The organism is Bacillus sp. URHA0034 (assembly GCF_056280405.1).
Genome location: NZ_JBWCDK010000001.1, coordinates 87855 through 111820, shown reverse-complemented (window position 1 = coordinate 111820; position 23966 = coordinate 87855). Strand labels below are relative to the sequence as shown.

General features: G+C 35.5%; 24 protein-coding genes and 1 pseudogene. 3 read left to right on the top strand and 22 right to left on the bottom strand.

What is annotated here, in order from left to right:
• The first annotated feature begins 215 nt into the window (after positions 1 to 215).
• Together ACZ9EE_RS00670 and ACZ9EE_RS00665 are read left to right on the top strand one after the other, a co-directional pair.
• Positions 216 to 1337 carry an IS110 family RNA-guided transposase gene (locus tag ACZ9EE_RS00670; protein ID WP_476024764.1) on the top strand — a complete coding sequence of 374 codons (1122 nt, stop codon included), beginning with the start codon at positions 216 to 218 and terminating at the stop codon, positions 1335 to 1337.
• A gap of 810 nt (positions 1338 to 2147) precedes the next feature.
• Complete coding sequence (locus tag ACZ9EE_RS00665) at positions 2148 to 2678, top strand: WGR domain-containing protein (protein WP_476024763.1); 531 nt, start codon at positions 2148 to 2150, stop codon at positions 2676 to 2678.
• Positions 2679 to 2820: 142 nt separating this feature from the next.
• On the opposite strand, the gene ACZ9EE_RS00660 is transcribed toward ACZ9EE_RS00665, so the two are convergent.
• The 5 genes from ACZ9EE_RS00660 to aroA all read right to left on the bottom strand — a co-directional run bounded on the left by ACZ9EE_RS00660 (position 2821) and on the right by aroA (position 11686).
• Positions 2821 to 3369 (bottom strand): carbon monoxide dehydrogenase, encoded by a 549-nt coding sequence (locus ACZ9EE_RS00660; protein ID WP_476024762.1) that lies wholly within the window; start codon positions 3367 to 3369, stop codon positions 2821 to 2823.
• A 135-nt stretch (positions 3370 to 3504) separates the two neighbouring features.
• Entirely contained in the window at positions 3505 to 4026 is a 522-nt protein-coding gene (locus ACZ9EE_RS00655) for an SF0329 family protein (RefSeq protein WP_476024761.1), read from the bottom strand.
• Between the two features lie 34 nt (positions 4027 to 4060).
• Positions 4061 to 4648 (bottom strand): hypothetical protein, encoded by a 588-nt coding sequence (locus ACZ9EE_RS00650; RefSeq protein ID WP_476024760.1) that lies wholly within the window; start codon positions 4646 to 4648, stop codon positions 4061 to 4063.
• Between the two features lie 704 nt (positions 4649 to 5352).
• A complete protein-coding gene (locus ACZ9EE_RS00645) occupies positions 5353 to 9954 on the bottom strand; it encodes an Ig-like domain-containing protein (protein WP_476025042.1) in 4602 nt (1533 codons plus the stop codon).
• Between the two features lie 388 nt (positions 9955 to 10342).
• Positions 10343 to 11686, bottom strand: a complete 1344-nt coding sequence (gene aroA, locus ACZ9EE_RS00640) for a 3-phosphoshikimate 1-carboxyvinyltransferase (RefSeq protein WP_476024759.1) — start codon at positions 11684 to 11686, stop codon at positions 10343 to 10345.
• A gap of 118 nt (positions 11687 to 11804) precedes the next feature.
• On the opposite strand from aroA, the gene ACZ9EE_RS00635 reads away from it, so the two are divergent.
• A complete protein-coding gene (locus ACZ9EE_RS00635) occupies positions 11805 to 12689 on the top strand; it encodes a LysR family transcriptional regulator (protein ID WP_476024758.1) in 885 nt (294 codons plus the stop codon).
• Positions 12690 to 12823: 134 nt separating this feature from the next.
• On the opposite strand, the gene ACZ9EE_RS00630 is transcribed toward ACZ9EE_RS00635, so the two are convergent.
• The 17 genes and pseudogenes from ACZ9EE_RS00630 to ACZ9EE_RS00550 all read right to left on the bottom strand — a co-directional run bounded on the left by ACZ9EE_RS00630 (position 12824) and on the right by ACZ9EE_RS00550 (position 23942).
• Complete coding sequence (locus ACZ9EE_RS00630) at positions 12824 to 13171, bottom strand: NUDIX hydrolase (RefSeq protein ID WP_476024757.1); 348 nt, start codon at positions 13169 to 13171, stop codon at positions 12824 to 12826.
• Between the two features lie 50 nt (positions 13172 to 13221).
• Positions 13222 to 13446 (bottom strand): NUDIX domain-containing protein, encoded by a 225-nt coding sequence (locus ACZ9EE_RS00625; RefSeq protein WP_476024756.1) that lies wholly within the window; start codon positions 13444 to 13446, stop codon positions 13222 to 13224.
• 212 nt (positions 13447 to 13658) lie between these two features.
• Positions 13659 to 14108 carry an NUDIX hydrolase gene (locus tag ACZ9EE_RS00620; protein WP_476024755.1) on the bottom strand — a complete coding sequence of 150 codons (450 nt, stop codon included), beginning with the start codon at positions 14106 to 14108 and terminating at the stop codon, positions 13659 to 13661.
• A gap of 65 nt (positions 14109 to 14173) precedes the next feature.
• Positions 14174 to 14335 (bottom strand): hypothetical protein, encoded by a 162-nt coding sequence (locus tag ACZ9EE_RS00615; RefSeq protein ID WP_476024754.1) that lies wholly within the window; start codon positions 14333 to 14335, stop codon positions 14174 to 14176.
• Positions 14336 to 14732: 397 nt separating this feature from the next.
• Positions 14733 to 15248 (bottom strand): GNAT family N-acetyltransferase, encoded by a 516-nt coding sequence (locus ACZ9EE_RS00610; protein ID WP_476024753.1) that lies wholly within the window; start codon positions 15246 to 15248, stop codon positions 14733 to 14735.
• Positions 15249 to 15367: 119 nt separating this feature from the next.
• Positions 15368 to 15520: a hypothetical protein gene (locus ACZ9EE_RS00605; RefSeq protein WP_476024752.1), complete on the bottom strand. Its 153-nt coding sequence runs from the start codon at positions 15518 to 15520 to the stop codon at positions 15368 to 15370.
• Between the two features lie 348 nt (positions 15521 to 15868).
• Positions 15869 to 16984: a sigma-E factor regulatory protein RseB domain-containing protein gene (locus ACZ9EE_RS00600; protein ID WP_476025041.1), complete on the bottom strand. Its 1116-nt coding sequence runs from the start codon at positions 16982 to 16984 to the stop codon at positions 15869 to 15871.
• Positions 16974 to 17534 carry a sigma-70 family RNA polymerase sigma factor gene (locus ACZ9EE_RS00595; protein WP_476024751.1) on the bottom strand — a complete coding sequence of 187 codons (561 nt, stop codon included), beginning with the start codon at positions 17532 to 17534 and terminating at the stop codon, positions 16974 to 16976. The genes ACZ9EE_RS00600 and ACZ9EE_RS00595 overlap by 11 nt, the downstream gene beginning before the upstream one ends.
• Positions 17535 to 17875: 341 nt before the next feature.
• The gene (locus tag ACZ9EE_RS00590; RefSeq protein ID WP_476024750.1) at positions 17876 to 18634 is read right to left on the bottom strand and encodes a 2-phosphosulfolactate phosphatase; all 759 of its coding nucleotides are present in this window, start codon (positions 18632 to 18634) and stop codon (positions 17876 to 17878) included.
• Positions 18635 to 18717: 83 nt separating this feature from the next.
• Positions 18718 to 19137: a GNAT family N-acetyltransferase gene (locus tag ACZ9EE_RS00585; protein ID WP_476024749.1), complete on the bottom strand. Its 420-nt coding sequence runs from the start codon at positions 19135 to 19137 to the stop codon at positions 18718 to 18720.
• Between the two features lie 211 nt (positions 19138 to 19348).
• Positions 19349 to 19951, bottom strand: coding sequence for an alpha/beta hydrolase (locus tag ACZ9EE_RS00580; protein ID WP_476025040.1), 603 nt, complete (start codon positions 19949 to 19951; stop codon positions 19349 to 19351).
• A gap of 138 nt (positions 19952 to 20089) precedes the next feature.
• Positions 20090 to 20539, bottom strand: a complete 450-nt coding sequence (locus ACZ9EE_RS00575) for a DUF5063 domain-containing protein (RefSeq protein ID WP_476024748.1) — start codon at positions 20537 to 20539, stop codon at positions 20090 to 20092.
• 180 nt (positions 20540 to 20719) lie between these two features.
• Positions 20720 to 21007 carry a hypothetical protein gene (locus ACZ9EE_RS00570; protein ID WP_476024747.1) on the bottom strand — a complete coding sequence of 96 codons (288 nt, stop codon included), beginning with the start codon at positions 21005 to 21007 and terminating at the stop codon, positions 20720 to 20722.
• 176 nt (positions 21008 to 21183) lie between these two features.
• On the bottom strand, positions 21184 to 21921 hold the full coding sequence (locus ACZ9EE_RS00565; RefSeq protein WP_476025039.1) for an AAA family ATPase: 738 nt from the start codon (positions 21919 to 21921) through the stop codon (positions 21184 to 21186).
• 258 nt (positions 21922 to 22179) lie between these two features.
• A pseudogene (locus ACZ9EE_RS00560) lies at positions 22180 to 22632 on the bottom strand (GNAT family N-acetyltransferase).
• A 283-nt stretch (positions 22633 to 22915) separates the two neighbouring features.
• Positions 22916 to 23320: a DUF4288 domain-containing protein gene (locus ACZ9EE_RS00555; protein ID WP_476024746.1), complete on the bottom strand. Its 405-nt coding sequence runs from the start codon at positions 23318 to 23320 to the stop codon at positions 22916 to 22918.
• A 157-nt stretch (positions 23321 to 23477) separates the two neighbouring features.
• Positions 23478 to 23942, bottom strand: a complete 465-nt coding sequence (locus ACZ9EE_RS00550) for an ankyrin repeat domain-containing protein (RefSeq protein WP_476025038.1) — start codon at positions 23940 to 23942, stop codon at positions 23478 to 23480.
• Positions 23943 to 23966: the final 24 nt, after the last annotated feature.

Here is a 23966-nt window from a genome sequence, read left to right as displayed (position 1 = left end):
TATCACGATTAATTCATCTCATCTCATAAATTTTACTTACCTGTCTCGTAAACAAAAAAGACCGCCTCAACAATCACATCTTTAGATCTTGCACCCGTTAGTTATCATGAACGAAACTAGCTCCTTACTCGTAACATCGTAGATTAATTTGGTTACACTGTTTACTGAAAAAAACAAACCAAATCAGAGCTACATTACGGAAGGAGCTAGCTATTATGAAGGATACCATTAAATATGTAGGTTTAGACGTTTCAAAAGAAAAAATTGCCGTTGCCATTGCAGACGAAGGTCGTGATGAGCCAAGGTATTGGGGAATGATTCCAAACACACCGGAATCCATTAGAAAGTTAGTAAATAAGCTGGGAGAAAAAGAGAATCTTCGAGTGTGTTATGAAGCTGGACCAACTGGCTATGGTTTATTTCGACTTTTTCTTAGCCTAGGAATTGAGTGTAAAGTGATCGCACCATCTTTAATCCCTAAAAAACCTGGTGAGCGCATCAAAACTGACCGTAGGGATTCGATTAAACTAGCAAAGTTATTTCGCTCCGGCGAATTAACTTCTGTTTATGTGCCAACGGAAGATGACGAAGCTCTTCGGGATTTAGTTCGGGCTCGTGAAGACGCCAAAGAAGATGAATTAAGAGCAAAACACCGATTAACCAAATTCCTCTTACGTCACGATATTCGTCCCCAAAAAGGTGTGAAAAAGTGGACAACACGATATTGTGAGTGGTTAAATACATTAAAATTTGAGCGCTCTGCTTCAAGAATTGTTTATGAAGAATACATGCATCAATTAACTGAAATTCAACAACGATTAAATCGTTTGGAAGAAGAAATCGAACGGCAAGCTATAATAGGTGTGCACGCACCAATGATTCAAGCCCTTCAAACACTACGAGGAGTAGCTGTGGTTACAGCAGCTAGTTTAGTAGCAGAAGTCGGATCATTCCAACGATTTTCTTCTCCTAAGCAATTCATGGCATATGTAGGTCTTATTCCGAGCGAAAGTTCAAGTGGGGAACTTAGACGACAAGGAAAGATCACAAAAACAGGAAACCGTCATGTCCGAAGATTGTTAATCGAATCAGCTTGGAGTTATCGATATCCACCGGCTGTGAAAGGAAAATTAAAAAAGAGACAAGAAGGGCAACCACCAGAGCTACTTCAGATTTCATGGAAAGCCCAAACCCGTTTGAATAAAAGATATTTTCGTTTACTATCCCGTGGAAAAGTTGCCGGAAAAGCCATAACAGCAGTAGCGAGAGAATTGTCAGGATTCATATGGGCAATTACACAAGAAGTAGAGAAAAAACAAAAAAAGAATATATCATAAATCTATTACCAAACGCTTAGTTAACAAAGAAAATAACCATAAATCCAAACTTTTAAAAAGAAATGTGATAAGAATAGGGCTCGAAGGCAAAGGTTAAAACCGGAAAGGAGAACCCACGGCTTAAACTTGTGCTATGTCTAAATAGGCTAACGCACGTCGTTAGTTAGTGGAAGCTCCTTTATACGGAAAGATAAAATGTGAGAACCCACGAATATCAGAGTGATAACCGTTGTAGAGATCTTTTGCCTTCGTGCCGTGTCCTTATCTATTATCATTAAATGAAAAGGAGGAAATTAATCATTTCTCAGCTTTCAAAAGCATCTCAAATCCTAGAATGGTCGTCAAGGAAAGCACTTGACAACCATTCTAGGATTTGAGGGAAAGTTAGTAAGCTGAGAAGGAGATTCCCTAGCCTTAAAAGGCTGATCTCAAATTAATAATGAAAAGAAGCCGAAATTCGCTTCTCTTCTTAGGGTTGCCCAAAAACCAAAACCAAAATCAAATTGTGTAGGGGGCATTGACAGTTTCGTTCATATCAGTTTAAGTGAATAATCTTTATTAACTAACAAAAAAAAAACCACCTTACCCCTGCTTAACGGGTTCTCCTTTGGGAGAGAAAACAATAAAATAAACAGTTAAAAGACAGACCAATTAGCTTAATATGGGTCTGTCATTTTTATTGCTAAATAAAGGATTTAGTTGAAATTAGAAGGAAAATAACAGAAAATTAGCATATAAAATAACAGTGGACAATAACCATTGTCATTGCCGATTAGAGTGCTGTTTTTATGACGATATGGGGTGTTAGTTTTGATTAAGATGATTAAACAATTCGATGATGAGGTTTTGTATTGGGAAGTTTGGCAAAATGGTAAAACGCTTGTAATTCATTATGGAGCTGTTGGAGATACTGGTGAGAGTGAGGAAAAGAAATTATCACTATTTCAAAAGGCTGCGAAGTTGATGGATGAATTAGCCGAAGAAAAAGCTAATGAGGGATACGATTATCTAGATGAAGAAGAACTATTCGAACTTGTTGTTCAATACAGCTATGAAGAAGACCAGATGGAAGCAACTCTTGAAAAGCGACATCATGTTGAGGACTTAATGAATGAATGTTTAGGTTGGACAGGCAACGGTTCGTGTGATGGCGGAGATATAGGTAGTGGTACAACTAATATTATCAACTATGTTATAGATGTTGAGAAGGCAACACAAACAATAATAGAAGAGTTAAAGAGTAACCACCTTCTTGAAGGTGTCAAAATAGCTTATTTAAACCCTGAAGACGAGGAATATATTGCTCTATATCCAGAAGGAACCAATTTTGATCTAATGTAAAAGCATTGAGACATCTCAATGCTTCTTTGAGTTATTTATTGTGTTAATCGTATTGCTAAAACAGTGTGATTTAAACTATATAAAGTAACTTTCTCTCCGAAAAGAGAACCCGTTAGACCCTGCTCAGATGTCTTTTTTATATTTAATCAGTTGAGTTAGCGATCTTTACTAATATTTCGGGTGTAACTTTGTTTGATACCTTTTTGTCAATGCCGAGAATATATTGCCAATTATCTTTTTCAAAAACTAGAAAATTCATAATTGGAGTATTATCCGTATAAATTGCTTTTTGTCCATTTTGAAGTGTATATACTTTTTGATTAACCTTGTCTTTGAAAACCACTTTATTTTTTAAGGGTCGAATATCAATTTTATAATTATTTTCCAGTGATTTTTCATTCACAAAACGAATTGACAGGAAATCATTCGTGTCATATTCCTTATCTTCATAAAATCTTCCGAATTCATGGGTGAAAGAAATAGAAGGTTTTATTTTGGGAAATTTCACATCTTGTTTAAAGTGATTTTCAAATTCCTTTACTGCATCTTTAACAGGTTTATATCCAACATCAGTGAACTTTTCCTCAAAAGAAGGAGGTGTATCCTTTGGACTTGCAAAGGCTATCTCATTTATTGGTACAAAACAAGCAATACAGAGTATTAAACAAATAAAGTTAATTCTTTTATTCAATGTTACATGCACCCTCTTTATCCTTTTAATAAGTATTCTTCCCGATCTATGAAAGCTTATTTATCGCGAGTGAACTACCCAGTTACTTCAATAAGAAAAAGCATTACCTGTGTACCAGTAATGCCCCCAGTTTGTTTAAGAAGAGAATTGGTTTTTTTCTTCAAAACATTGTTTTCTTAAATAATAAAAAATAATTACTAAAGGGTGTTCTAACTCATTAAGTTGAATTTTGTCAAATCGCCTTTTTCCTAAACGTCGGTCAATCAAAGAAAATGCCTTATATATAGGATTGTTAGAGGAGAGGGCTTCCTCATAAGGAGTATTGATATAATTCCAAATATTATTTGTAATGTGGCTTGTTTCATGAACGCCATATTTCATTATTTCTTCAATTTTTTTTGATTTAATTTGAACGTTATAAAAATCTTCGTGAAAGGCATGATGTTTTGAAAAATCATTAATTGAGTTTGTAGGTATTGGTGTTACATACCAATGATAATAACCGCCTCCGAATATTTTTTTTCCGTCCAACGTTATCCACGCCTCACCATAATCATCATGTGCATCGTGATAACCTGTCATGTGGACATCAATTCTTTTTTTTAATTCAGGCGTAATAAACTCCATAAATTTTTTTCTTAATTTTGACCACTTCATTTTTCATTAAACCCTTTCAAAATGGCTCTATTTTCTATTCTATATGTATTATTATTTCCTGCCCCATTGCATTTCCTTCAAAAGGAGTTTCCTTTTCTCTAAATATAAAATTCAGACCAGAAATATCGTCAGGCAGCCGAGGAGAAACAACGAAGTTATAATTTAGGTGTCCTTCCGTACCTCCTCCGCCAGTTTCTCTACAATCATATTCCTCACCAATCCATAATTTCCAACTATTAAATCTATCTTCTTCTTCTGATAACCAATCAATATTAAAATTAACAACACTGGCATTTGCATATTGTCGAATAAATGTAATTGAATATATACATTGTTCCTTTTCCACTGACTTTAAGACGGGTACATACTTTTGAAAATGGGTTGGTTCAACTTGTGGGCGAAAATGGTCTTCATTTCTTAAAACGCCAAATATTGACCTTAATAGATCTTCATAAAGGTCATACTTTTCAGCCCATTTTAAAATATACTCAAGTGGTGGATAACCTGGGTTATGATCTGATGTGTCTTTTCTTTGCTTTAATAAAGAACATAATTGCTCATCAATTGGGTATAACCGTTCATCATAATGCTCGTTCGGTCGCTCAAATGGTATTTGTTTCATTACATTCCCACCTTTAAGTAATATTAGCTGGATTTATATTAGCATATTTTGGAACAAGAAGTTGTCCATCCTTGTTGAACTAACCCTGCCCAGTTACCGAATAAGAAAAAAGCATGACCGAGTTTCAGTAATACGCCCTTTAGTGAAAGAGCCGAAAATAAAGTGCGATCAGATAATTAACAATTATAAAAATGCAATAAATTTTAAATATAGATGTAAAGACGCCTTTGTCTTTTCGGGTGAAAATTAAGTAGCCCATACACAATATCAGTTGAATAATATACAAGGGAGCTACCGCAAGTTTTGAGTATAGTTCTGGTAAGTTTCCATCAATTTTGTTCCTTCCCGCATATGTTTGTTACCTATATTCTTCGTCATTTAGTACCTTACGACATGCCGCCCAAATGACAGCTTGAACTACAATTATTGCCTCCAAAGTTTAAGTGTAGTATCTCACAAACTGTATTTTCCACAACTATTAGACGGTGCCATAAAAAAGAATGGTCTTTATATAGTCCTAATTTTTGTACTTTAGATATTTTGGTATGGTACTTGGGAGTTATCTATTAATCTGCCAAACTATTCTCGTTTCGAAAGAGGTAAAATGTTTTTTAGCTCTGTTTTAGACAAAATGAAAAATCTTTATATAGGAGGAATTCCATGGTGAATCAAAGTAAAAAAAGGACCCGAAGGCCCTTCTTTATTTACTTTAAATCTGTTGTTAGTTGGTTCAGCAAGACTTCATTAGGATCTTGACTGATCTCCCAAATCATGGCGCCTGCTAGTCCTTTTGATTTTATAAAGGCTGCTTTCTGATCCATCGATTCAGCATCGTCATAACTAATAAAGGTAGATCCGTTCCATAAATAAGGAACTTGGGAATCTTCGTTCCAATAACGGACGAATCCATTTTTTCCGACAAAGCTTTTCTCTATTGTACTATAAGAAACTGAATCAACGCCTGTATAAGATTGACCTAATCCATTATTAACATTATTAACACCGTTATATTCATATCCGTAAAATGGGACACCCATAACGAGTTTATTTGCAGGAACCCCTTTGTCTAAAAATAACTGCACAGCTTGCGCGTCATTCGGCGAATAGGAAGTTTCTCCAGAGCTGGCATTTAGAGGGGAGTTAAAGCCGGTAAGGCTCTCCCATGGGCCATGAATATCATAGGTCATAAGTTGAACATAATCTACGATTTTACTTATTTTATCCAATTCCGTGTTTTCAGCAAAGGAAGCTGAAGCACCGGCAGCAATCGAAATGGTATATTTCTTCCCATCTAAAGCTTGCTGCGCATCCAGTTTTTCACGAACCTTTTGCAAGAGAAGCGTATAATTGGTCTTGTCGATTGGACGAGTAACATTCGTTTTTAATCCTCCCCCAACCGGATACTCCCAGTCAAAATCAACGCCATCAAAACCATACGTTACTAAGAACTTAACAACGCTATCCGCAAAGACAGTTCGGGAGGAGTCGGTCAAAGCCACATCCGAAAACTTACTGGACCAGTTCCACCCACCCACTGAGATGACGGTTTTTAGATAAGGGAATTTTTGTTTTAATTTTTTTAGTTGATTGAAATTCCCTTTAAACGCATCCGTTGAAGAATCTCCTGGGAACGATTTTTGTATATCTGCATAGGGATCTCCTATCTGCATTTTTAGATCGTCCCCAATATTTGCAAAGGCATAGTTGATTTGTGTTAACTTAGAAGCGTCAATGTTAGATACATCAAATCCGCTATAGGTAGACCAGCCTGCATAGTAACCAGAAACCACATAACTTGGAGGCGTAAGCACCGGTGAGCCAGTCGAAACTGTTAACTTTTGACTCGCAGCTGATTCTTGGCCTTTTGCATCCTTTGCCGTAACGTAAAAAGTATATTGGGTATTCGGAGTTAGTCCGCCTACAACAAAGTGGGTACTTGTCGTATCCATAATTTTTACGTTGTTCTGATAAAGGGAGTAACTTGTTACACCATCACTATCTGATAAGCCGTCCCATTTCAAAGAAATGGAATGTTCGGTTTTCCCTGTCAGACTGAAATTCTTAGGTGCATGAGGTCCCATTTGATTATGAACGTATACCGTTTTTGATGTTTCAGTTTTTTGACCTGATTGATCATAGACAATCGCCTTTACGACCTGTTCTCCATCAGGAACCCATGGATTAGTTGCCCAAGTGACGGAATAGGGTTCAGACGTCCTTGTTCCAATCAAATATTGTCCATTTGAACTGTAGAATTCGACCTTTGAAATCCCCGTATCATCTGTGGCTGTGATCGATAAATTAATATTGCCTGATACGGTTTCTCCATCACTCTCTACTGGAGATACCGCTAGAGGACTCACAGATGGTGGCAGGTCCTGGGTAGTCTCATTAAATGTACTGCTTGCAGCTGAAACATTCCCGGCCCCATCTTTTGCTTTTACAGATAAATGGTACGTTGTTCCTGGAGTTAAATCGTTCAGATTTATACTCGTGCTCGTAGAAGTCCCGATTAGAGTCTGATCATTGTAAATGTCATAAGATACCACGCCAACATTATCGGTAGAAGCATCCCAAGCTAACGAAAGGCTTTTATTCGTTTTGGCAGTGGTGTGCAAATTCGCTGGTGCTGAAGGTGCACTTTTATCATTCTGAACGTAAACCTTTTGAGAGGACTCGACTTTTTGCCCCGATTTATCGTAGGCAATCGCCTTTACAACCTGTTCCCCATCAGGAACCAACGGATCGGTTGCCCAAGTAACGGTATAGGGTTCAGATGTTTTCGTCCCAATCAGGTACTTACCGTTGCCACTATAGAACTCAACCTTTGAAATCCCGCCATCGTCATTTGCTTTGACGGAAAGCACCACATTGCCTGATACGGTTTCTCCATCCTCACCTAAAGGAGATATCTCTAGGGAACTTACAGTTGGAGGCAGGTCGTCAGTCGTCACATTAAATGTACTGCTTGCAGCTGAAACATTCCCGGCCCGATCTTTTGCTTTTACAGATAAATGGTACGTTGTTCCTGGAATTAAATCGTTCAGATTTATACTCGTGCTCGTTGAAGTCCCGATTAGAGTCTGATCATTGTAAATGTCATAAGATACCACGCCAACATTATCGGTAGAAGCATCCCAGGCTAACGAAAGGCTTTTATTCGTTTTGGCAGTGGTGTGCAAATTCGCTGGTGCTGAAGGTGCACTTTTATCATTCTGAACGTAAACCTTTTGCGAGGACTCGACTTTTTGCCCCGATTTATCGTAGGCAATCGCCTTTATAACCTGTTCCCCATCAGGAACCAACGGATCGGTTGCCCAAGTAACGGTATAGGGTTCAGATGTTTTCGTCCCAATCAGGTACTTACCGTTGCCACTATAGAACTCAACCTTTGAAATCCCGCCATCGTCATTTGCTTTGACGGAAAGCACCACATTGCCTGATACGGTTTCTCCATCCTCACCTAAAGGAGATATCTCTAGGGAACTTACAGTTGGAGGCAGGTCGTCAGTCGTCACATTAAATGTACTGCTTGCAGCTGAAACATTCCCGGCCCGATCTTTTGCTTTTACAGATAAATGGTACGTTGTTCCTGGAATTAAATCGTTCAGATTTATACTCGTGCTCGTTGAAGTCCCGATTAGAGTCTGATCATTGTAAATGTCATAAGATACCACGCCAACATTATCGGTAGAAGCATCCCAGGCTAACGAAAGGCTTTTATTCGTTTTGGCAGTGGTGTGCAAATTCGCTGGTGCTGAAGGTGCACTTTTATCATTCTGAACGTAAACCTTTTGCGAGGACTCGACTTTTTGCCCCGATTTATCGTAGGCAATCGCCTTTATAACCTGTTCCCCATCAGGAACCCAAGGATCGGTTGCCCATGTAACGGTATAGGGTTCAGATGTTTTCGTCCCAATCAGGTACTTACCGTTTCCACTATAGAACTCAACCTTTGAAATCCCACTATCGTCATTAGCTTTGACGGAAAGCACCACATTACCTGATACGGTTTCTCCATCCTTACCTAAAGGAGATACCTCTAGAGCACTCACAGTTGGAGGCAGGTCCTGAGTAGTCTCATTAAATGTACTTCTTGCAGCTGAAACATTCCCTGCCCGATCTTTTGCTTTTACAGATAAATGGTACGTTGTTCCTGGAGTTAAATCGTTCAGATTTATACTCGTGCTCGTTGAAGTCCCGATTAGAGTCTGATCATTGTAAATGTCATAAGATACCACGCCAACATTATCGGTAGAAGCATCCCAGGCTAACGAAAGGCTTTTATTCGTTTTGGCAGTGGTGTGCAAATTCGCTGGTGCTGAAGGTGCACTTTTATCATTCTGAACGTAAACCTTTTGCGAGGACTCGACTTTTTGCCCCGATTTATCGTAGGCAATCGCCTTTATAACCTGTTCCCCATCAGGAACCCAAGGATCGGTTGCCCATGTAACGGTATAGGGTTCAGATGTTTTCGTCCCAATCAGGTACTTACCGTTTCCACTATAGAACTCAACCTTTGAAATCCCACTATCGTCATTAGCTTTGACGGAAAGCACCACATTACCTGATACGGTTTCTCCATCCTTACCTAAAGGAGATATCTCTAGGGAACTCATAGTTGGAGGCAGGTCGTCCGTTGTCACATTAATTGTATTGCTTGCGGTTGAAATATTCCCAGCATGATCTTTTGCTTTTACAGACAAATGGTACGTTGACCCTGGGGTTAAATCGTTCAGATTCATACTCGTGCTCGTTGAAGTCCCGATTAGAGCTTGATCATTGTAAATGTCGTAAGACACCACGCCAACATTGTCGGTAGAAGCACTCCATGCTAGAGAGATGCTTTTATTCGTTTTGGCAGTGGTGTGTAAATTCGTTGGTGAAGATGGTGCAACCTTATCATTCTGAATGTAAACTGTTCTGGTTGTGCCAGCTTTTTGCCCTGACTTGTCGTAGGCAATAACTTTCAAGATTTGTTCTCCATCGGAAACCCATGGAGCGGTCGCCCATTTTACAGTATAAGGTGGAGAACTTTTCATCCCAATTAGATACTTCCCATCGGCACTGTAAAATTCTACTTTGGATACTCCCTGGTCATCCCCTGCGTTAACAGAAATTTGTACATCCCCTGATAGTGTCTTTCCGTCAGTAGCTAAGGGAGATACCTGTATGGGACTTACCCAAGGAGGATTGTCTGCTGCTTGGGTAACCGGTATAAACACATTAGACAATAATCCTACACATAAAAATCCGATGGAAAAGGGATAAACCTTTTTCGATAATTTCTTAACCTTTCCCTTCACCTCTATCAATCATTCCGCTCTCCTTTTATACTGATTAAGTTGATTCACCTAACAATGAATCACTAATAACTAGTATAATATATCGATATAACAGGAGAATAGTAGGTACTTGTTGGAATTTTTAATCAAAGGTGACTATCAACCGTAAAATTAATATTGCCTTTTAATATCTATTAATTTAACTTCGCCTAAGAGTCTTATGCCATTAACCTGCAAAATTCTCTTTTACTTTTCAACAATATTGCCACGATTTGTGGGAATAGAAAAAAAGTACCGCAGCAACCCTTTGTTCATTTAAGCACCGTTACTATTAGTACATTTTTTCACAATATAATTTATGGTATAGAAAAAGGCGACCATCTTCTGAAGAATCGCCATCGGATATTATTTAATGTTGAATTATGTTTAAACCTAAGCTTTCCAACAACGCAAAATACTGAGGACAAGTTTTAGAAACACATCCTGGATCATTTATTTGTATCCCATCAACTCTTGAACCGATAAGTGCTAATGACATTGCAACTCTATGATCATCATGCGTATTTAGTAAAGTTGGTTTCGGGTTACCTGGATAAATTTTTAGTCCATCTTTAAATTCCTCCACTTTAATGTCTAACCTAGAGAGTGATTCGCATATTACACTAATTCGATTCGATTCATGATGACGAATATGTTCAACATCTTTAATGGTTATTGGTCCATCTGCGAATGGAGCAATTGCTGCTAACGTTAATGTCTGATCAGACATCTCCCTCATAGAGATTTCAAACCCACCTTTTAATTGGGTTACCCCCTCTAATTCAATGAAAGACGAACCCTTTGTTACTTTACATCCCATTTGTTCAAGGACATGAACCATTTTAATATCTGGTTGTTTTGTTTCATAAGTTAAATTATCAATTCGGATTCTACCATTTGTCACTGCTGCAAGGGCTAGAAAGTAACAAGCAGTTGAAACATCCGCTTCTAAATTTACATCTTGCGGAGTGTACCTCGAAGGGTATACTACTATTTTCTTTAGTTGGTTATCATATTGAACTTTTGCACCAAATTTTTTCATTAATTCTAAAGTTAAAAGTACATATGAATGCTGAACTATATGATCCTTAATATTGACCGTGAGCGTATCTTTTAAATAAGGTGCTGCAATCAATAGACCACTTATAAACTGACTAGAAATATTACCCGAAAGGCTAACCGCACCTCCAGTTAATTCTTTTCCTTGTACTACCAAGGGATAGTAACCTTCATTACTTAGATATGTTATTTCAGCACCAAGTTCCCTTAATGCATCTACTAAGGGTGCAACAGGTCGTTTACTCATACTTTCACTGGCTTCTAATTCCCATGTCCCTTCACCAGAAACTACTAACGCTCCAGGCAAAAATCGTGCAATAGTTCCAGCCGCACCAATATACAAATTACCTGATTCCCATTTGCCGTCATTTCCCTCAATGATAACTGTCTCACCCTGGATTTCTATATTTACACCCAACTTTTTCAAGGAATCTAAACACCAAAACGAATCATCGCTTCTTAAAATACCTTTCACTTTTGACTTACCATTAGCTAAAGCACTAATAATTAGTGCTCTATTAGTGAAACTTTTGCTCCCAGGAATAGTAATTGTCCCATCTATTCTCCTTTTACTTGGTGATACACTTATAGTATTTACACCTTTTAATGGTGTCCATGGGCTACGGGCTTTTTCATCAAAATTATACCTTTTCAATACCGAACTCCCCTTATTAACAAAATTACTTTTTATTTTCTGTATCTTTATTATAATTACGATTAGGATATAAATGAAATTAATATAATCCATAACAGTTATAGGTGGTATCTATATCATGCAATTAGATTTGTATCGTGTTTTTTATGTTACGGCTTTGGAAAAGAACTTCAGTAAAGCCGCAAAAAAGTTATATATAACACAACCAAGCGTTAGTCATGCAATCAAACAGTTGGAAGAAAGCCTTGGGATTCAATTATTTGTTAGAACCTCAAAAGGCGTTACAATGACACATGAGGGTGAAACTCTATTTGGATATATTAGCCCAGCTTTTGGATTAATTGATAATGCTGAACAAAAGATTTCAGAGTTAAAGAGTTTAAAAAGTGGCCATGTTTCAATTGGTGGTAGTGATTCAACATGTAAACATTTTTTGCTACCACATATACAAACATTTCAAGACCTTTTTCCAGAAATTCAGATTAAGCTGCAACATGGCTCGACACCACAGATAATAGACAAATTAATCAATGGACTTATTGATATTGGTGTTATTCATTTACCAATTGACGAAAATCAAATAAAAGTAACCGATTATTTAAGTATAAGCAGTACCTTTATAGTGGGAAAAAAATATCACGGGTTGGCTAAAAAATCAGTTTCTCTTGAAGAGATGTTGAATTACCCAATAATCTCTTTCTCTGAAACAAGCAGTTCAAGGAGATTTCTTAATCAAGTGTTTTATAGAAAAGGATTGGAAGTAAAACCTGATATTGAAGTTGGTAGTGTTGAATTGTTAATTGAATGTGCAAAAATTGGAATGGGGATTGCATTTGTCACTAAAGAATTGGTTTTGAAAGAATTATCTGAAGGGGAATTATTTGAAGTGTGTTTAAATGAAAAAATAGAAAACAGAAAAATTGGGCTAATAACAAGACAAGAGATTCCTTTGTCAGTGGCAGCAAATAAGTTTTTTAAACATTTAGTTGATACAACCCATTAAAAGACCTGCCCAGTTAGTGCAATAAAAAGGGATCGCCGTAGTCATCCCAATCTTAACTCTTGGACTCGTTACTACAATAAGCGTTTACCTAGAATATTTCATTGAAGAAGGTGGTATATTGTCAGTGAATAATCTTAAACCAAATTGTTCATCACATTTAATAAATAATCAAGCCACTCGTTTTGAGGAGAAACAATCTGGGGCAGGTTGTCTAATGGAGACCAAAATAATTTAAAGTTGTGATTATCTGTCTCTATTTCCCATTCATCCAGCTGACTATTTGATTGGAGATGATAAAATTGTCTTGTTACTTTTGATGCTAAATTCGATTTTTCCGTCCAACCAGTTATTTGATATGTAATGTAATTGGGTTCTGGAAATTTATCTCCTTCTTTATAAGAAATTTGCACAAATTGTCCTTGACTACGCTCATAAAGGACAGTAATACCTCTTCTTATATCTGCCCATTGGAAACTTGACATGACTGGTCTTGAATATATTTTTGCCTTTTCGTAAATGATGTACTTTCCTTCTAAATTTTGTTCTTGCTTTCCGATAATTTTACATGAAAAAATTCTCTAAGACCAGTTTCTTCCCTCGCTTCTCTAATAGCAGCTTGATAAAAGTCCTCATTTATTTCGACTGTACCAGCTGGTAATTGAATACCTGAATTTGGATGCTGAATAAGAAGAAGTTCTTGATTGTTATCTTTTTTTCTAGTAATAAAGCATGTAACCTTTCCTAGTACGTTCTCCATGGTACCCTCCAAGGAAATATTCAGGTGAACAATCTTATACTCACTCTTAAATTCTATGCTAATAAGCCAATCTCCTTCAATCACGACCCTGCCACGTTACTTTAAGTACATTCCTTCAAATCTTATGCACGGAGAAAAAAATTTCTACGATTCTGTTTAGTGGCGCACAAAAAGATCGTCTTTTCCGACTGTCCTTAGGATTATAATAACCACTAACATTTTAATTGTTTTAATAGCCTTTTGTTTAATTCCCACAATGCAGTTTTATTGCTATCCCACTTCAAAAGTGTTTCTGCATCTGCAAAAGATAACCATTTATAGTTGAGGTGTTCCTTTGATAATGAAATATCTTTTGTAGGAACTTTAACACCAAAAGAATATTCTTTTATTATATAAACCTCTTCCCCCCAAAGGAAATTTCCAACAACATCCTCTACTGGTAGTGAGGCCACAGAATCCAGTTTAATATATGGACATTCTTTTGAAATCCCAGCCTCTTCAAATGCTTCCCGTTTTGCAGATTTGATAGGCGTTTCACCATCTTCTCCACCACCAGCTATTCCTTGCCAATACCCGTAATCACTTCTGTTAAAAATCGCATATTGGATTGATTGGTTAGTTATTATATATGGAAATATCAATACCTGATATGGTGCCCTCATTGCTAATCCTCCCCCTTTTGTAGAATAAGAAATAGGCTGCCGCGACACCCTAAATAATCCTCTTACTATTTATTCTTGTATTTTATATTAATTACACCAGCTACCAAAACACAAACCCCTACAACAATAGGCATAATAATTTGTTTGGCGTTTGATTCTGGGGTTAGGCGACCAATAATTAATACCAATATTCCAACAGATAGTCCGGCATATAAAGCTCGCTTCAAAAAAGAGCCCCCTCAGATAAATTTAATAATTTTTTTATTTTAACTTTGAAAAATCCATGATAAAATTCCACAGAACACAACAAAATACAATGATTCTATAAAATTTTCAGTCCAAGAAATTGAATGGTGCCTAGTATAATCAAAAATACAATGTACGATAAAAACTGCTATAAGTAATATAAAATTAAATTTAAAAATTCTTTTCATGCGATCCCTCAACTCGAATCTATTATTTACCTGACTATTCGATATAACCAACCGTTAGTGTATTTGAAGAATTATTCTTCTGATTACAGTATTATCTTATACAGAGTAAGCACTCGATTAGTGGTCTTACAATACCTACCTTTTTATTAGTTCCTATGCATTTTTCCAGAAAGATCAACTAGTACATTTATTAAGGTTTAGCAATAAAGTCTGTTTTAACTCCTCTGGTAAACCCGACATTCTCATAAAAGTTCAATATACCCTCTTCCTTCGAACCTGTTAGGAGCATTACTTTATAACAATTTTGTTCTTTAGCAATTTTTAAAGCTTCCAAAAGTGTTGTTTTTCCAAAACCTCTTCTTCTGAAGTCCTTATGTGTTACTACGTTTTCAATTAAGCCATATGGGCTGGCATTCCTAGTTAAATTTTGTATGATAACTAAAACACAGGAAGCCACAATTTGCCCTTCATGTTCAACCACTATGTAGTGGTTATTTTTATCATTATATATCTGCTCCCACAAAGCCTTTATTTCTGTGTTATCCCTTAAGATAGGGTCATTACGATGTAAATGAGTATAGAGTTCGAGGAGTTGTTCTAATTCATCTTTTTTTATCAACCTTACATTTGGCTGCATTTGTATCACCGCTTCCAATTTCAATAATAAATAATTCTTTATAATTTTTGATATTCCTTTTGATTCCATAGGCATGATTTATTATTTTTTTTATTACATGAGCCTTTAGTTCTATCACGAAAAAACAGGATCACCTAAGTAATCCTGTTGTAATCTTAAATTTTAGGGAAGGAATCGATCCATTCTTCTTATTTGAATTCAATTTTCGTTTGGTTGACTGCCTCATTTTTATTGTATTCTCTTGTACTAATCGTAACATGTTTATCATCCTGCCAGGTTATTTGGAAAAAGTCCATCTCGTTTTGATATTGATTCGAAGGAATTACTAAAATACCATTCATCTTTATCTAACTTATCTTTCCATCCGACATATATTTCTAATAGCCTACTATCCGTTTTAATCATACCCCAACCTCCACTTTATGCATGTATCCTTAATAAAAATAACCCAAGCATAGATATCGCTTTTCTACAAATTATTCATAAACAATTTCAAGATTGTCCACCTTGTAGCCCTCTGCTATAGCACGAAAATTAAATTGTTTTTTTTGAGGGGGAAGATATTCTTTTGCTAAATATAATTTTCCTTCCTTACCATTAGCATCAATTCTATCTATAGTGTACCCTTTCTCAACATAGATGTACCAATTATCATCTAGATGTAAGAGGGTAGTTTTGTTGGGTTTCTTCTAAGCTTCATCCCATTGCATTTTTAATTCTTCAGGAATTGATTGGTCTACGTCTCCAGTGTTTATTCTTGGTTTGCTGTTGTCCATCTTTGTTAACCCTGCTAAATTGGGTTTGAATTTTGTACTATCAATCGGGACGTTAATTTCAAGTTTCGAAGGATATAAATAATCGACTACTTTTCCAGCGGAATTATAGGTCTCATACTTTACCAAAATTCCTGTATCCTTATCTACCCAAAAACGAAAAGACTTTCGATCTCTTATGTTTATTTTTCCTTTAATAACAAGTGTATTATGTCCTAATAGTTCTTCATTTTGTTTTTCAATATCCCAGGAATTTAAGTTTCTTATATAATCAGAAGCAACTCCATAAAAAGGATATAGTGAAAATTGTGCCTCCCCCATATAAGGTCTTTCCAAATTATCTGATACGGTAAATCCCTCACTATTTACCAAAAATGCGTCCTTAATGGTTAAAGTTTTAGATTGTGTTCCTTTTGTTTCTTGCTGATATGTCCCTTCCCCGTAGATTCTATCGTTTTCATCAATTACCCATTTGGTTCCATCTTTATAATAATAACTTATTGCCTTTTCTGCTCCATCAGTTATTAAAGTATTTTTACTATAACTACCAGCTTTATTGTTTAAACTAAGTTCATACTCTATTAAATTTTCTCCTAGAGTATCCGCGTCCTTTATTTTAAATTCACCTTTTGCAGTTTCAAAATTTGCAACTGTATTAAGCATTTTTGTAAGAATCTCTTCTTTTGTCATATCTTTATAATTTTCTTCCTGTTTAGGTGGTGTATAAATAGTTTCCTGATTTGAGGCTTTTTTAGTTGATTCTTGGGTAGGCTCACTAGCTTGTTTCCTTTGTGAGTCGTTAAATAAATTAAGTTGCGTTCCGACAAAGTATATGATTCCTAAACACATTAAAGAGATGATTGAAAAACTGAGTACAGAATTAAACTTATCTCTAAAAGGAAACTCCTGCTTTTTAAATTTTCCGTTTTTAATGGAGCTAATGACTTGTCGATATTGCTTATCGTCAAAATACACTTCTCTCAAAATGGTTTTATCCATTTTGTCTTTTAAATTGTCTAATTTATTTACCATCAACTGCCCACGCTCCTTCGATTGACTCTTTTAATTTTTTGCGCCCCCTATGCAATCTTGTTTTAACAGTATTAGAGTTAATGTTTAAAAGTGTTGAGACTTCCTCAATTGAAAATTCTTGATAATAATATAAAATAAGGACTTCTCTTAATTTGACGGGGAGTTTTAGTACTTGTTTTGAAATTAATTCATTTTCCTCATATTCCAAAATCTGATGATCGGGAGAAGAAGCTGATGGATTAGGTTTAAAAAGGTCTGTTATCAATAAATTTTTATAAGACCAACTTTTTAATACATCTTTACATCTGTTTACAGTGATTCGTATTAGCCACGTTTTATAAGATGACTCATTTCGAAAGGTATCCATTTTTTCATAGCACTTAATAAATACATCTTGTGCCACATCCTCTGCCAACTGTTTTTGTTTTAAATAAGTATAGGCAATTCGTATAACATCATTGCCATAAGCCTTCATTAACCATTTAAGCTTTTCTTCACGATTTAAATAATTTAGAGGTTCTGCTTTAGAGTCATTTATCATATCAATCATTTTTCTCCTCACTTTCCTTGCGTTTTTAAAATTAGACGATTCGTATTTTTTTAAAGTTCTATTTTGAGCTTTTTACAAAAAAATTTTTAATTTAATCAATCCTCTCTCAAATAAAAAAGCCACCCTTATGGCAGCTGTTTATTTTTGATCAATTCAATTTTACCTTAAGAGAAAGTGTTTGGAATTAGTTTTATTAAACTAAAGGGGTGCAAATAAACTAATCATGAAAATAGAAGAACAATAAGGGATTTCTCAAACGTAATTCCAGCAAAGAGTCCTGCGTTGTATATTAAGCAGATATTGATATTGAACTCTACCACCCGTTAATTAAAGTACTCAATTTACTTTTCTAAACGTGCAGAGACAAAATGGTCATTAAATAATATTGGAACTGTTTCATAAACATTTAAACGACTACAATACTTTACATCTTCTTCAAAACCTTTTTGACGTAATTCTCGTCCACTTCCACATTCCCATATTAATTTGTTGATTTTTTCTTTTGTATTTTCAAAAGCACCAACACATACTTCTGCTTCTGGTGATTTTTCACCATATAAGTAAGAAAGGATAGCACCAGCACCTAAATAATCCTCGATTGATGGTCGGAGACTATTATCATAATCCCTTACATCATTCCACTGTTCACCGCAGGGGACAACTGTTATATTTGTATTAAATTTTATTCTTAACTGATTTGCAATGGAGGCTACTGATGAAGCATTAAGAAGAGATCCAATTAAAAGGGCGGGAACTTTAAATGCAATCCAGGAACAGAAAGCCCCGTTGAGAGACGATAATACATATTTTTTATTAGAGTGTTCTTGTGTAAATGAAACAGGGGATAAAGTTGGTTTTCCTATTTTAGCAGCTTCAGCCCTTCCCAAAATGTATTCAGCACCAACTGTTTCTGCGTATCTTTTTCCGTCTAGATTCGGAGGATACGGATATATAATTGCACCATTACTTAAAGCTGAAATGATGGTTGATGAAAAACTTAGTACATCTACAATAATAATTATGTCTCCACGTTCCGCGGCCTCTCTTGCACCCCGAATTCCCCATTCGACACGACAAATAAAAGGGGATTGACTAAACATAGTGCACCTCTTTTAAATAGATTTCTATAACACTGAACGTAAATCCTTCTTCAAATGCTGCCCAGTTAGATGAACAAGGATAGTTACTCTAAATACTCATCACTTAACATTGGATTTAAGTACCTTGCCATTCCAGTTTTCAGCTTTTTTAATCCAAGTTTCCGATAAAATCCTTCATTACTAGATGTTGATATTAAATGTACACAAGAAACATTACTTAGCTTATTAAGTAAAAACTCCATAATTTGTTTAGCTATTCCTTGCCTTTGAAAGTCTCGATGAACCACAACATCATAAATCGCAGCATTAAAAATACCATCTGTCATCGCTCTACCAATTCCAACTATGCTACCATTGACTGTAACTAATGCTATGACATTACTTGCTTCGAATACTTTTCTAATTATCTCATTTGTATGTTTAGTCCACCCAACAGAAGCATAAACTTCCTTTATTTCATCGAGATTCGCATTGGTGAAATCACTATGAATTTTTATATCCATATATACTCCCTCTTTAAAACGTTTATTTTATTCTACCAATATTTCTGCATTTTTAAGAGTTAAACTGCCACGTTAGCTCAACAAGCGAATAGAACGCCTCAGCGATCCCTCTGTGCTGCACCACAAAAAATGGAATTTAAATCGTTGTTCCATGGTAGTTCAACAAGAGTTATTATTTTAAGAATTCACCTAAACTTCTCATTACCTCTTCCTAAGCTCCAATAGACATTAAGGTATCAAAAGGTTCAATATCTAAAGAGTGATTAGCGTTAGACACTTTTTGAATTTTTATGTTTGTTTTATTTTCAATTGCTTGGATTTTATCAGGAATGAAGTGAGGGTCATTTTCTCCTATAGTAATAAATGCCGAATGATTACTGGTTAATAACGTCTCAAAAATTGAATCAAATTTTAATAAAGGTGTAAGTAGCACCATTTTAGCATTAATAAACATATTATTTTTCATAAATCCATTGATAATAGGAATTGTTCCAAGAGATTTACCTAAAAAAACCTTATCTTCATATTGCTTATTTTCAAGTACCTCGGTAATAATGGAGTTTACCTCATTAGATAACATTATTGTTATTTCTTCTAATGGCAGCTTAAATATATCCTTCACGTAAGAGTAATGAATATGAACAACATCAATGTTATTCTGAAGCATTGTCATTGTTGAATAATAAAGTATAGGTTTATCATATTTGTAACCCATCCCAGAAAACATAAAGCAAACAGTCTGGCTTCCATTTTCGATATGTGTGTATGGAACATCTTTTGCATTAATCACTGCTGTTCTTTCATTTACCTTAATACTAATTCCCCCTCAGCACTATACCTTGAAATTGTATTTCCCTACCCATATTTAAATCCCTAGAAATTCCTCATAACTGTATTGTTCCATATGTTTGTATCACTTTTCTTAAACTTGTTACCTGGTACTAAACAAGAGTCACATAAAATGCGCTGAATGCAGGGCACGTATTGCATCAACAGCGTGACTCCCCCAGTGAGCTTTAATATGAAATTTCCAATGCCAAATCGCCTCTATGTGCTCTTTTTGTTCATACATAAAAATTCCTATCTTAACATCCTTATAAATATCTAAGATGTCATCCGTTAAGCTGCCACAGACAGGTTCCTCTAGGTTGTATGGGTTAAAGACTTCCCAGTAATACTCGTATTGTTCGAAGCTGATTTGAGGAAGAATTAAATTAAAGTCATATGAATCTGCATTTTCAGGTTCAACATCCGGAAGAATCAAGGCTTTGGAATATAAGTCTAATAGGGAAATAACAAGATTGTTTAATTTGTCATTTTCCTGATTGGAATTAAAATTTTCAACTAAGTTGCAATAATGAATAGCTGAATTAAAAAAGTTATCTACTGCTTTATTTTTCATATATTCCCTCTCAGGTTTTAAGTGTTACCTATTAAAGTTCTACATTTTCCAATTGAAAACCTTCTTCAACCATCCTGCCCCATTAATTTAAGTGTATTTCTTCACAAACTCAATTCGTTCAGGTTGATTAATCATTTAATTCATATTTATATATAGGGTTTATACACTCCAAAATGGAAACTATTGCATTATTGTATCCGACATTTTTTCTCTCTGTCTTTCATCCGTAAATTCTTCTTTTTCAAACTGTACTGCAAGTTTGTTTATGATAGTTCGGTACTTGTTTAGAAATTCGCCCTCGTCCATATCCTTAACATCCACTAGCATTTCGTTATAGGCCTGAAGTTCACCCTCATCGATATATTGAAACTCAATTTTATCAAATATGGTATTGGTTTTAGTAAAATGTATTTTCCTTTCAATAATATCGATTAGTGAAAATTGAATCATTTTGTTATTTAAAGTCATCTCTACACCCACTTTCTAAAAAAGATTAAGGTATTTATTCTCCATTGTCTTGATAATACCTTTTTCCACTAAACTGCCCAGTTAGTTCAACAAGAAAAAGACCGCAGCAGCGATCTCTTTTCCGTAACCCCATCTTTAACATAAGCTACCCGTTAGTTGAGTAAGCTATCTTTTTATTAATCCTCGTCATTTAAAAACAACTCTTCTAAGTACCTTTCCCTTCTATTTAAAAATCCCTTCGTTATTTGATATTGTTCTGTGTCTTCATATCTGACACTTTCAATTACTTTGGAATCAAAACTAAAGATTTTTGCGTTTGGGTACCCCAGAAGAATAGGCGAATGTGTGGCAATGATAAATTGAGAATTTCCCCTACTCACCAATTGAAAAATAACCCTCATCAATGCTAATAGGCGAGCTGGCGATAATGCTGCCTCTGGCTCATCTAATATATAAATGCCCCTATCAGAAAAACGGTTTAAAAACAACGATAAAAAGGATTCTCCGTGGGACTGGTGGTGTAATGATCTGCCTCCATATCTTTGATAAATAGTCGGATCTTCCTTGGCTAGTTGATCAAGATAAGAAGCAAAATGATAAAAACTTTCAGCCCTTAAAAAGAAGCCTTGACTGATTTTTGGCAACCAAGACAAACGAATGTAATTTCCTAAAGCAGCTTCGGATGAGTCTAAGTCATATATATGGTTTCTTCCTCCACCAGCGGTATTAAAGCCACACTTGTACGCAATTGCCTCAAGCAAAGTAGATTTTCCAGAACCATTTTCCCCTACAAAAAATGTTACTTCACTATCTAAGTCCAATGTATCTATTCCTCTTATAGCAGGAATAGTGAATGGGTACATATTAAAATCGTGAACTTCTTCTCTCAAAAGAGTAATTCTTTGTAAAAACAACATTGGTTACACTCCTGCTTTTTTATATTTATTATAAGGATATTGAGAGATTCTAAGATAATTTTTTTAAGTAACAGCCACTTTCGTCAATAACAAAAAAGCCACCAAATTGGCGGCTTATATGTAATTTCTTTACTTTGTATTACGATTCCTTCTTCCGGCTAACCTGCCACTTTAGCACAAGAAAAAGAGGATAGCCGTAGCGATTCCTGTTGAAGTTAAGCACCCGTTAGTTCAACAAGGAGTTCCATTTTGTACCTACAAATCTTGAGATAATCGAACCATATCCCGGCATTGTATCCCGTTTTCAAAAATCTCTTCTTGATAGTGCCTAATGAAAAAGTCTATATCAACACCAGTAATTCTAAAACCACATTTTTGATAAAGGGCTAATTGTCAAATGCTTGAATTTCCGGTTCCGATTTCTATTGTTCTATATCCTTTTGACTTAGCCACTTGAATTGCATTTATTACAAGTTGTTTCCCCAAGCCTTTACCGTGCTGGGTTTCTATTACTGCAATATTCACCAGCTCTACGGTTTCAGGTCTTGTCGGCAGTAGTACATAAACCCCAATTATTTGAGCATCAGTTTCGGCTACAAAGCATTCCCCTCTTTGCATATATTCTTTAACGATTACTTTAGAAGGGTCAGCTAATAACAACAAATCCATTGGAGGTTCTTCATCTATATGTAGTTTACGAATAACCATATTACCCTCCCTGCATTACAGTATTTTCTTTCATTTTACCATTTCCTTATTGAACTAACCTGACCGTTAGTTGATAGACGAAAAAAGAGTTGCCGTTGGCAACTCCATCTTCTACTCAAGCACCAGTTAGTTCAACAAGATCGATAAATGTAGGCAACCTTTATAAAAAAGGTTGTTTTTTCGTAAGTAACTTCTTTTTTTTATTCAACAAACCTGCTCGTTAGTGGAACAAGGAAAGCGATTGTTGAACAATCGCACCAGTTACTTGAATTTGAATTCAGGTCTAGTCATCCTCATTGATTGTCTCAGGATAGTATTGATCAAGAAATTCATCTCTTGTAAGGTCTTGTGGTACATCTAAAAAACGAGAATACAATTCTGTTCCTGTTTCTAAGGCTTCATCAATTAAATGAAAGCAATCAATTGCCTCGGCAAAAACATAATTTACCTTTTCGCCATAAAGATTTATATAATCATATTCTTTTTCTTTTGCCTTCGCTTCAGCTATTGAATACGCATCGTCAAAGGAGTCTGCTTTAACAAGCATAATACTTTCCTCAAAATGTTTTTCTTTTTTGTAATCTCTATCAATCTTTGAGGAATCAGGTTCTCCTGTTATTACAAATTCGTAAATTAATTTTACTGCATACCACTCCAAAGTAGCTTTTTCCCCCATATCCTCATCCATTTGTCACCCACTCCAATAAATAGGTCTTTTATTTAATATTCAAAAAGCTGCAGCAACGACACCTCTGATCTTTCTCGTGCACAGTTAGCGTAATAAGACTTTAGCTCTTTACTTTTAATTATTCGTCTACAAAAGCACCCGTTGAAGAGGGTATATCTTATTCAGCCCCTTGTTTCTTTAGAAAGATAGCAACCTCCGTATTTCCATATTCTTCAGCATAGGATAATGCAGTATTACCATCATCTGTACGTGCATTGATATTCGAACCTTTTTGTACTAATAATTTAACAGTATCTAACTGATCATAACAACTGGCAATTATCAAAGGAGTAGTTCGATCATACGTCTGGATTTCAATATCTGCTCCATTATTTATAAGGTAATTAACAATCTGTTCATCTCCTTCTGCTGCAGCCTGGTATAAAGGGGAACATCCATGTTCATCCTTTACGTTAATATCTGCACCAGATGATAAAAGTAACTTAATGACATCCAAATGCCCCTCTTGTGTCGCCCAATGAAGAGGCGTATAACCACGTAGATCTATTTTATTAATATCCACACCTGAATTTATTAACTTTTGAATTTTCTCTGCTTCACCGTAACAAGCAAGATGAAATATATCATTATCTTTTAGTTTGAGTTT

Coding starts and splice junctions, on each gene's coding strand:
- ACZ9EE_RS00670 (WP_476024764.1), top strand. CDS start 216: ATGAAGGATACCATTAAATATGTAGGTTTAGACGTTTCAAAAGAAAAA.
- ACZ9EE_RS00655 (WP_476024761.1), bottom strand. CDS start 4,026: ATGAAGTGGTCAAAATTAAGAAAAAAATTTATGGAGTTTATTACGCCT.
- ACZ9EE_RS00650 (WP_476024760.1), bottom strand. CDS start 4,648: ATGAAACAAATACCATTTGAGCGACCGAACGAGCATTATGATGAACGG.
- ACZ9EE_RS00635 (WP_476024758.1), top strand. CDS start 11,805: ATGCAATTAGATTTGTATCGTGTTTTTTATGTTACGGCTTTGGAAAAG.
- ACZ9EE_RS00630 (WP_476024757.1), bottom strand. CDS start 13,171: ATGTCAAGTTTCCAATGGGCAGATATAAGAAGAGGTATTACTGTCCTT.
- ACZ9EE_RS00625 (WP_476024756.1), bottom strand. CDS start 13,446: ATGGAGAACGTACTAGGAAAGGTTACATGCTTTATTACTAGAAAAAAA.
- ACZ9EE_RS00620 (WP_476024755.1), bottom strand. CDS start 14,108: ATGAGGGCACCATATCAGGTATTGATATTTCCATATATAATAACTAAC.
- ACZ9EE_RS00610 (WP_476024753.1), bottom strand. CDS start 15,248: ATGGAATCAAAAGGAATATCAAAAATTATAAAGAATTATTTATTATTG.
- ACZ9EE_RS00605 (WP_476024752.1), bottom strand. CDS start 15,520: ATGAATGGTATTTTAGTAATTCCTTCGAATCAATATCAAAACGAGATG.
- ACZ9EE_RS00600 (WP_476025041.1), bottom strand. CDS start 16,984: ATGGTAAATAAATTAGACAATTTAAAAGACAAAATGGATAAAACCATT.
- ACZ9EE_RS00595 (WP_476024751.1), bottom strand. CDS start 17,534: ATGATTGATATGATAAATGACTCTAAAGCAGAACCTCTAAATTATTTA.
- ACZ9EE_RS00590 (WP_476024750.1), bottom strand. CDS start 18,634: ATGTTTAGTCAATCCCCTTTTATTTGTCGTGTCGAATGGGGAATTCGG.
- ACZ9EE_RS00585 (WP_476024749.1), bottom strand. CDS start 19,137: ATGGATATAAAAATTCATAGTGATTTCACCAATGCGAATCTCGATGAA.
- ACZ9EE_RS00575 (WP_476024748.1), bottom strand. CDS start 20,539: ATGAAAAATAAAGCAGTAGATAACTTTTTTAATTCAGCTATTCATTAT.
- ACZ9EE_RS00570 (WP_476024747.1), bottom strand. CDS start 21,007: ATGACTTTAAATAACAAAATGATTCAATTTTCACTAATCGATATTATT.
- ACZ9EE_RS00555 (WP_476024746.1), bottom strand. CDS start 23,320: ATGGATGAGGATATGGGGGAAAAAGCTACTTTGGAGTGGTATGCAGTA.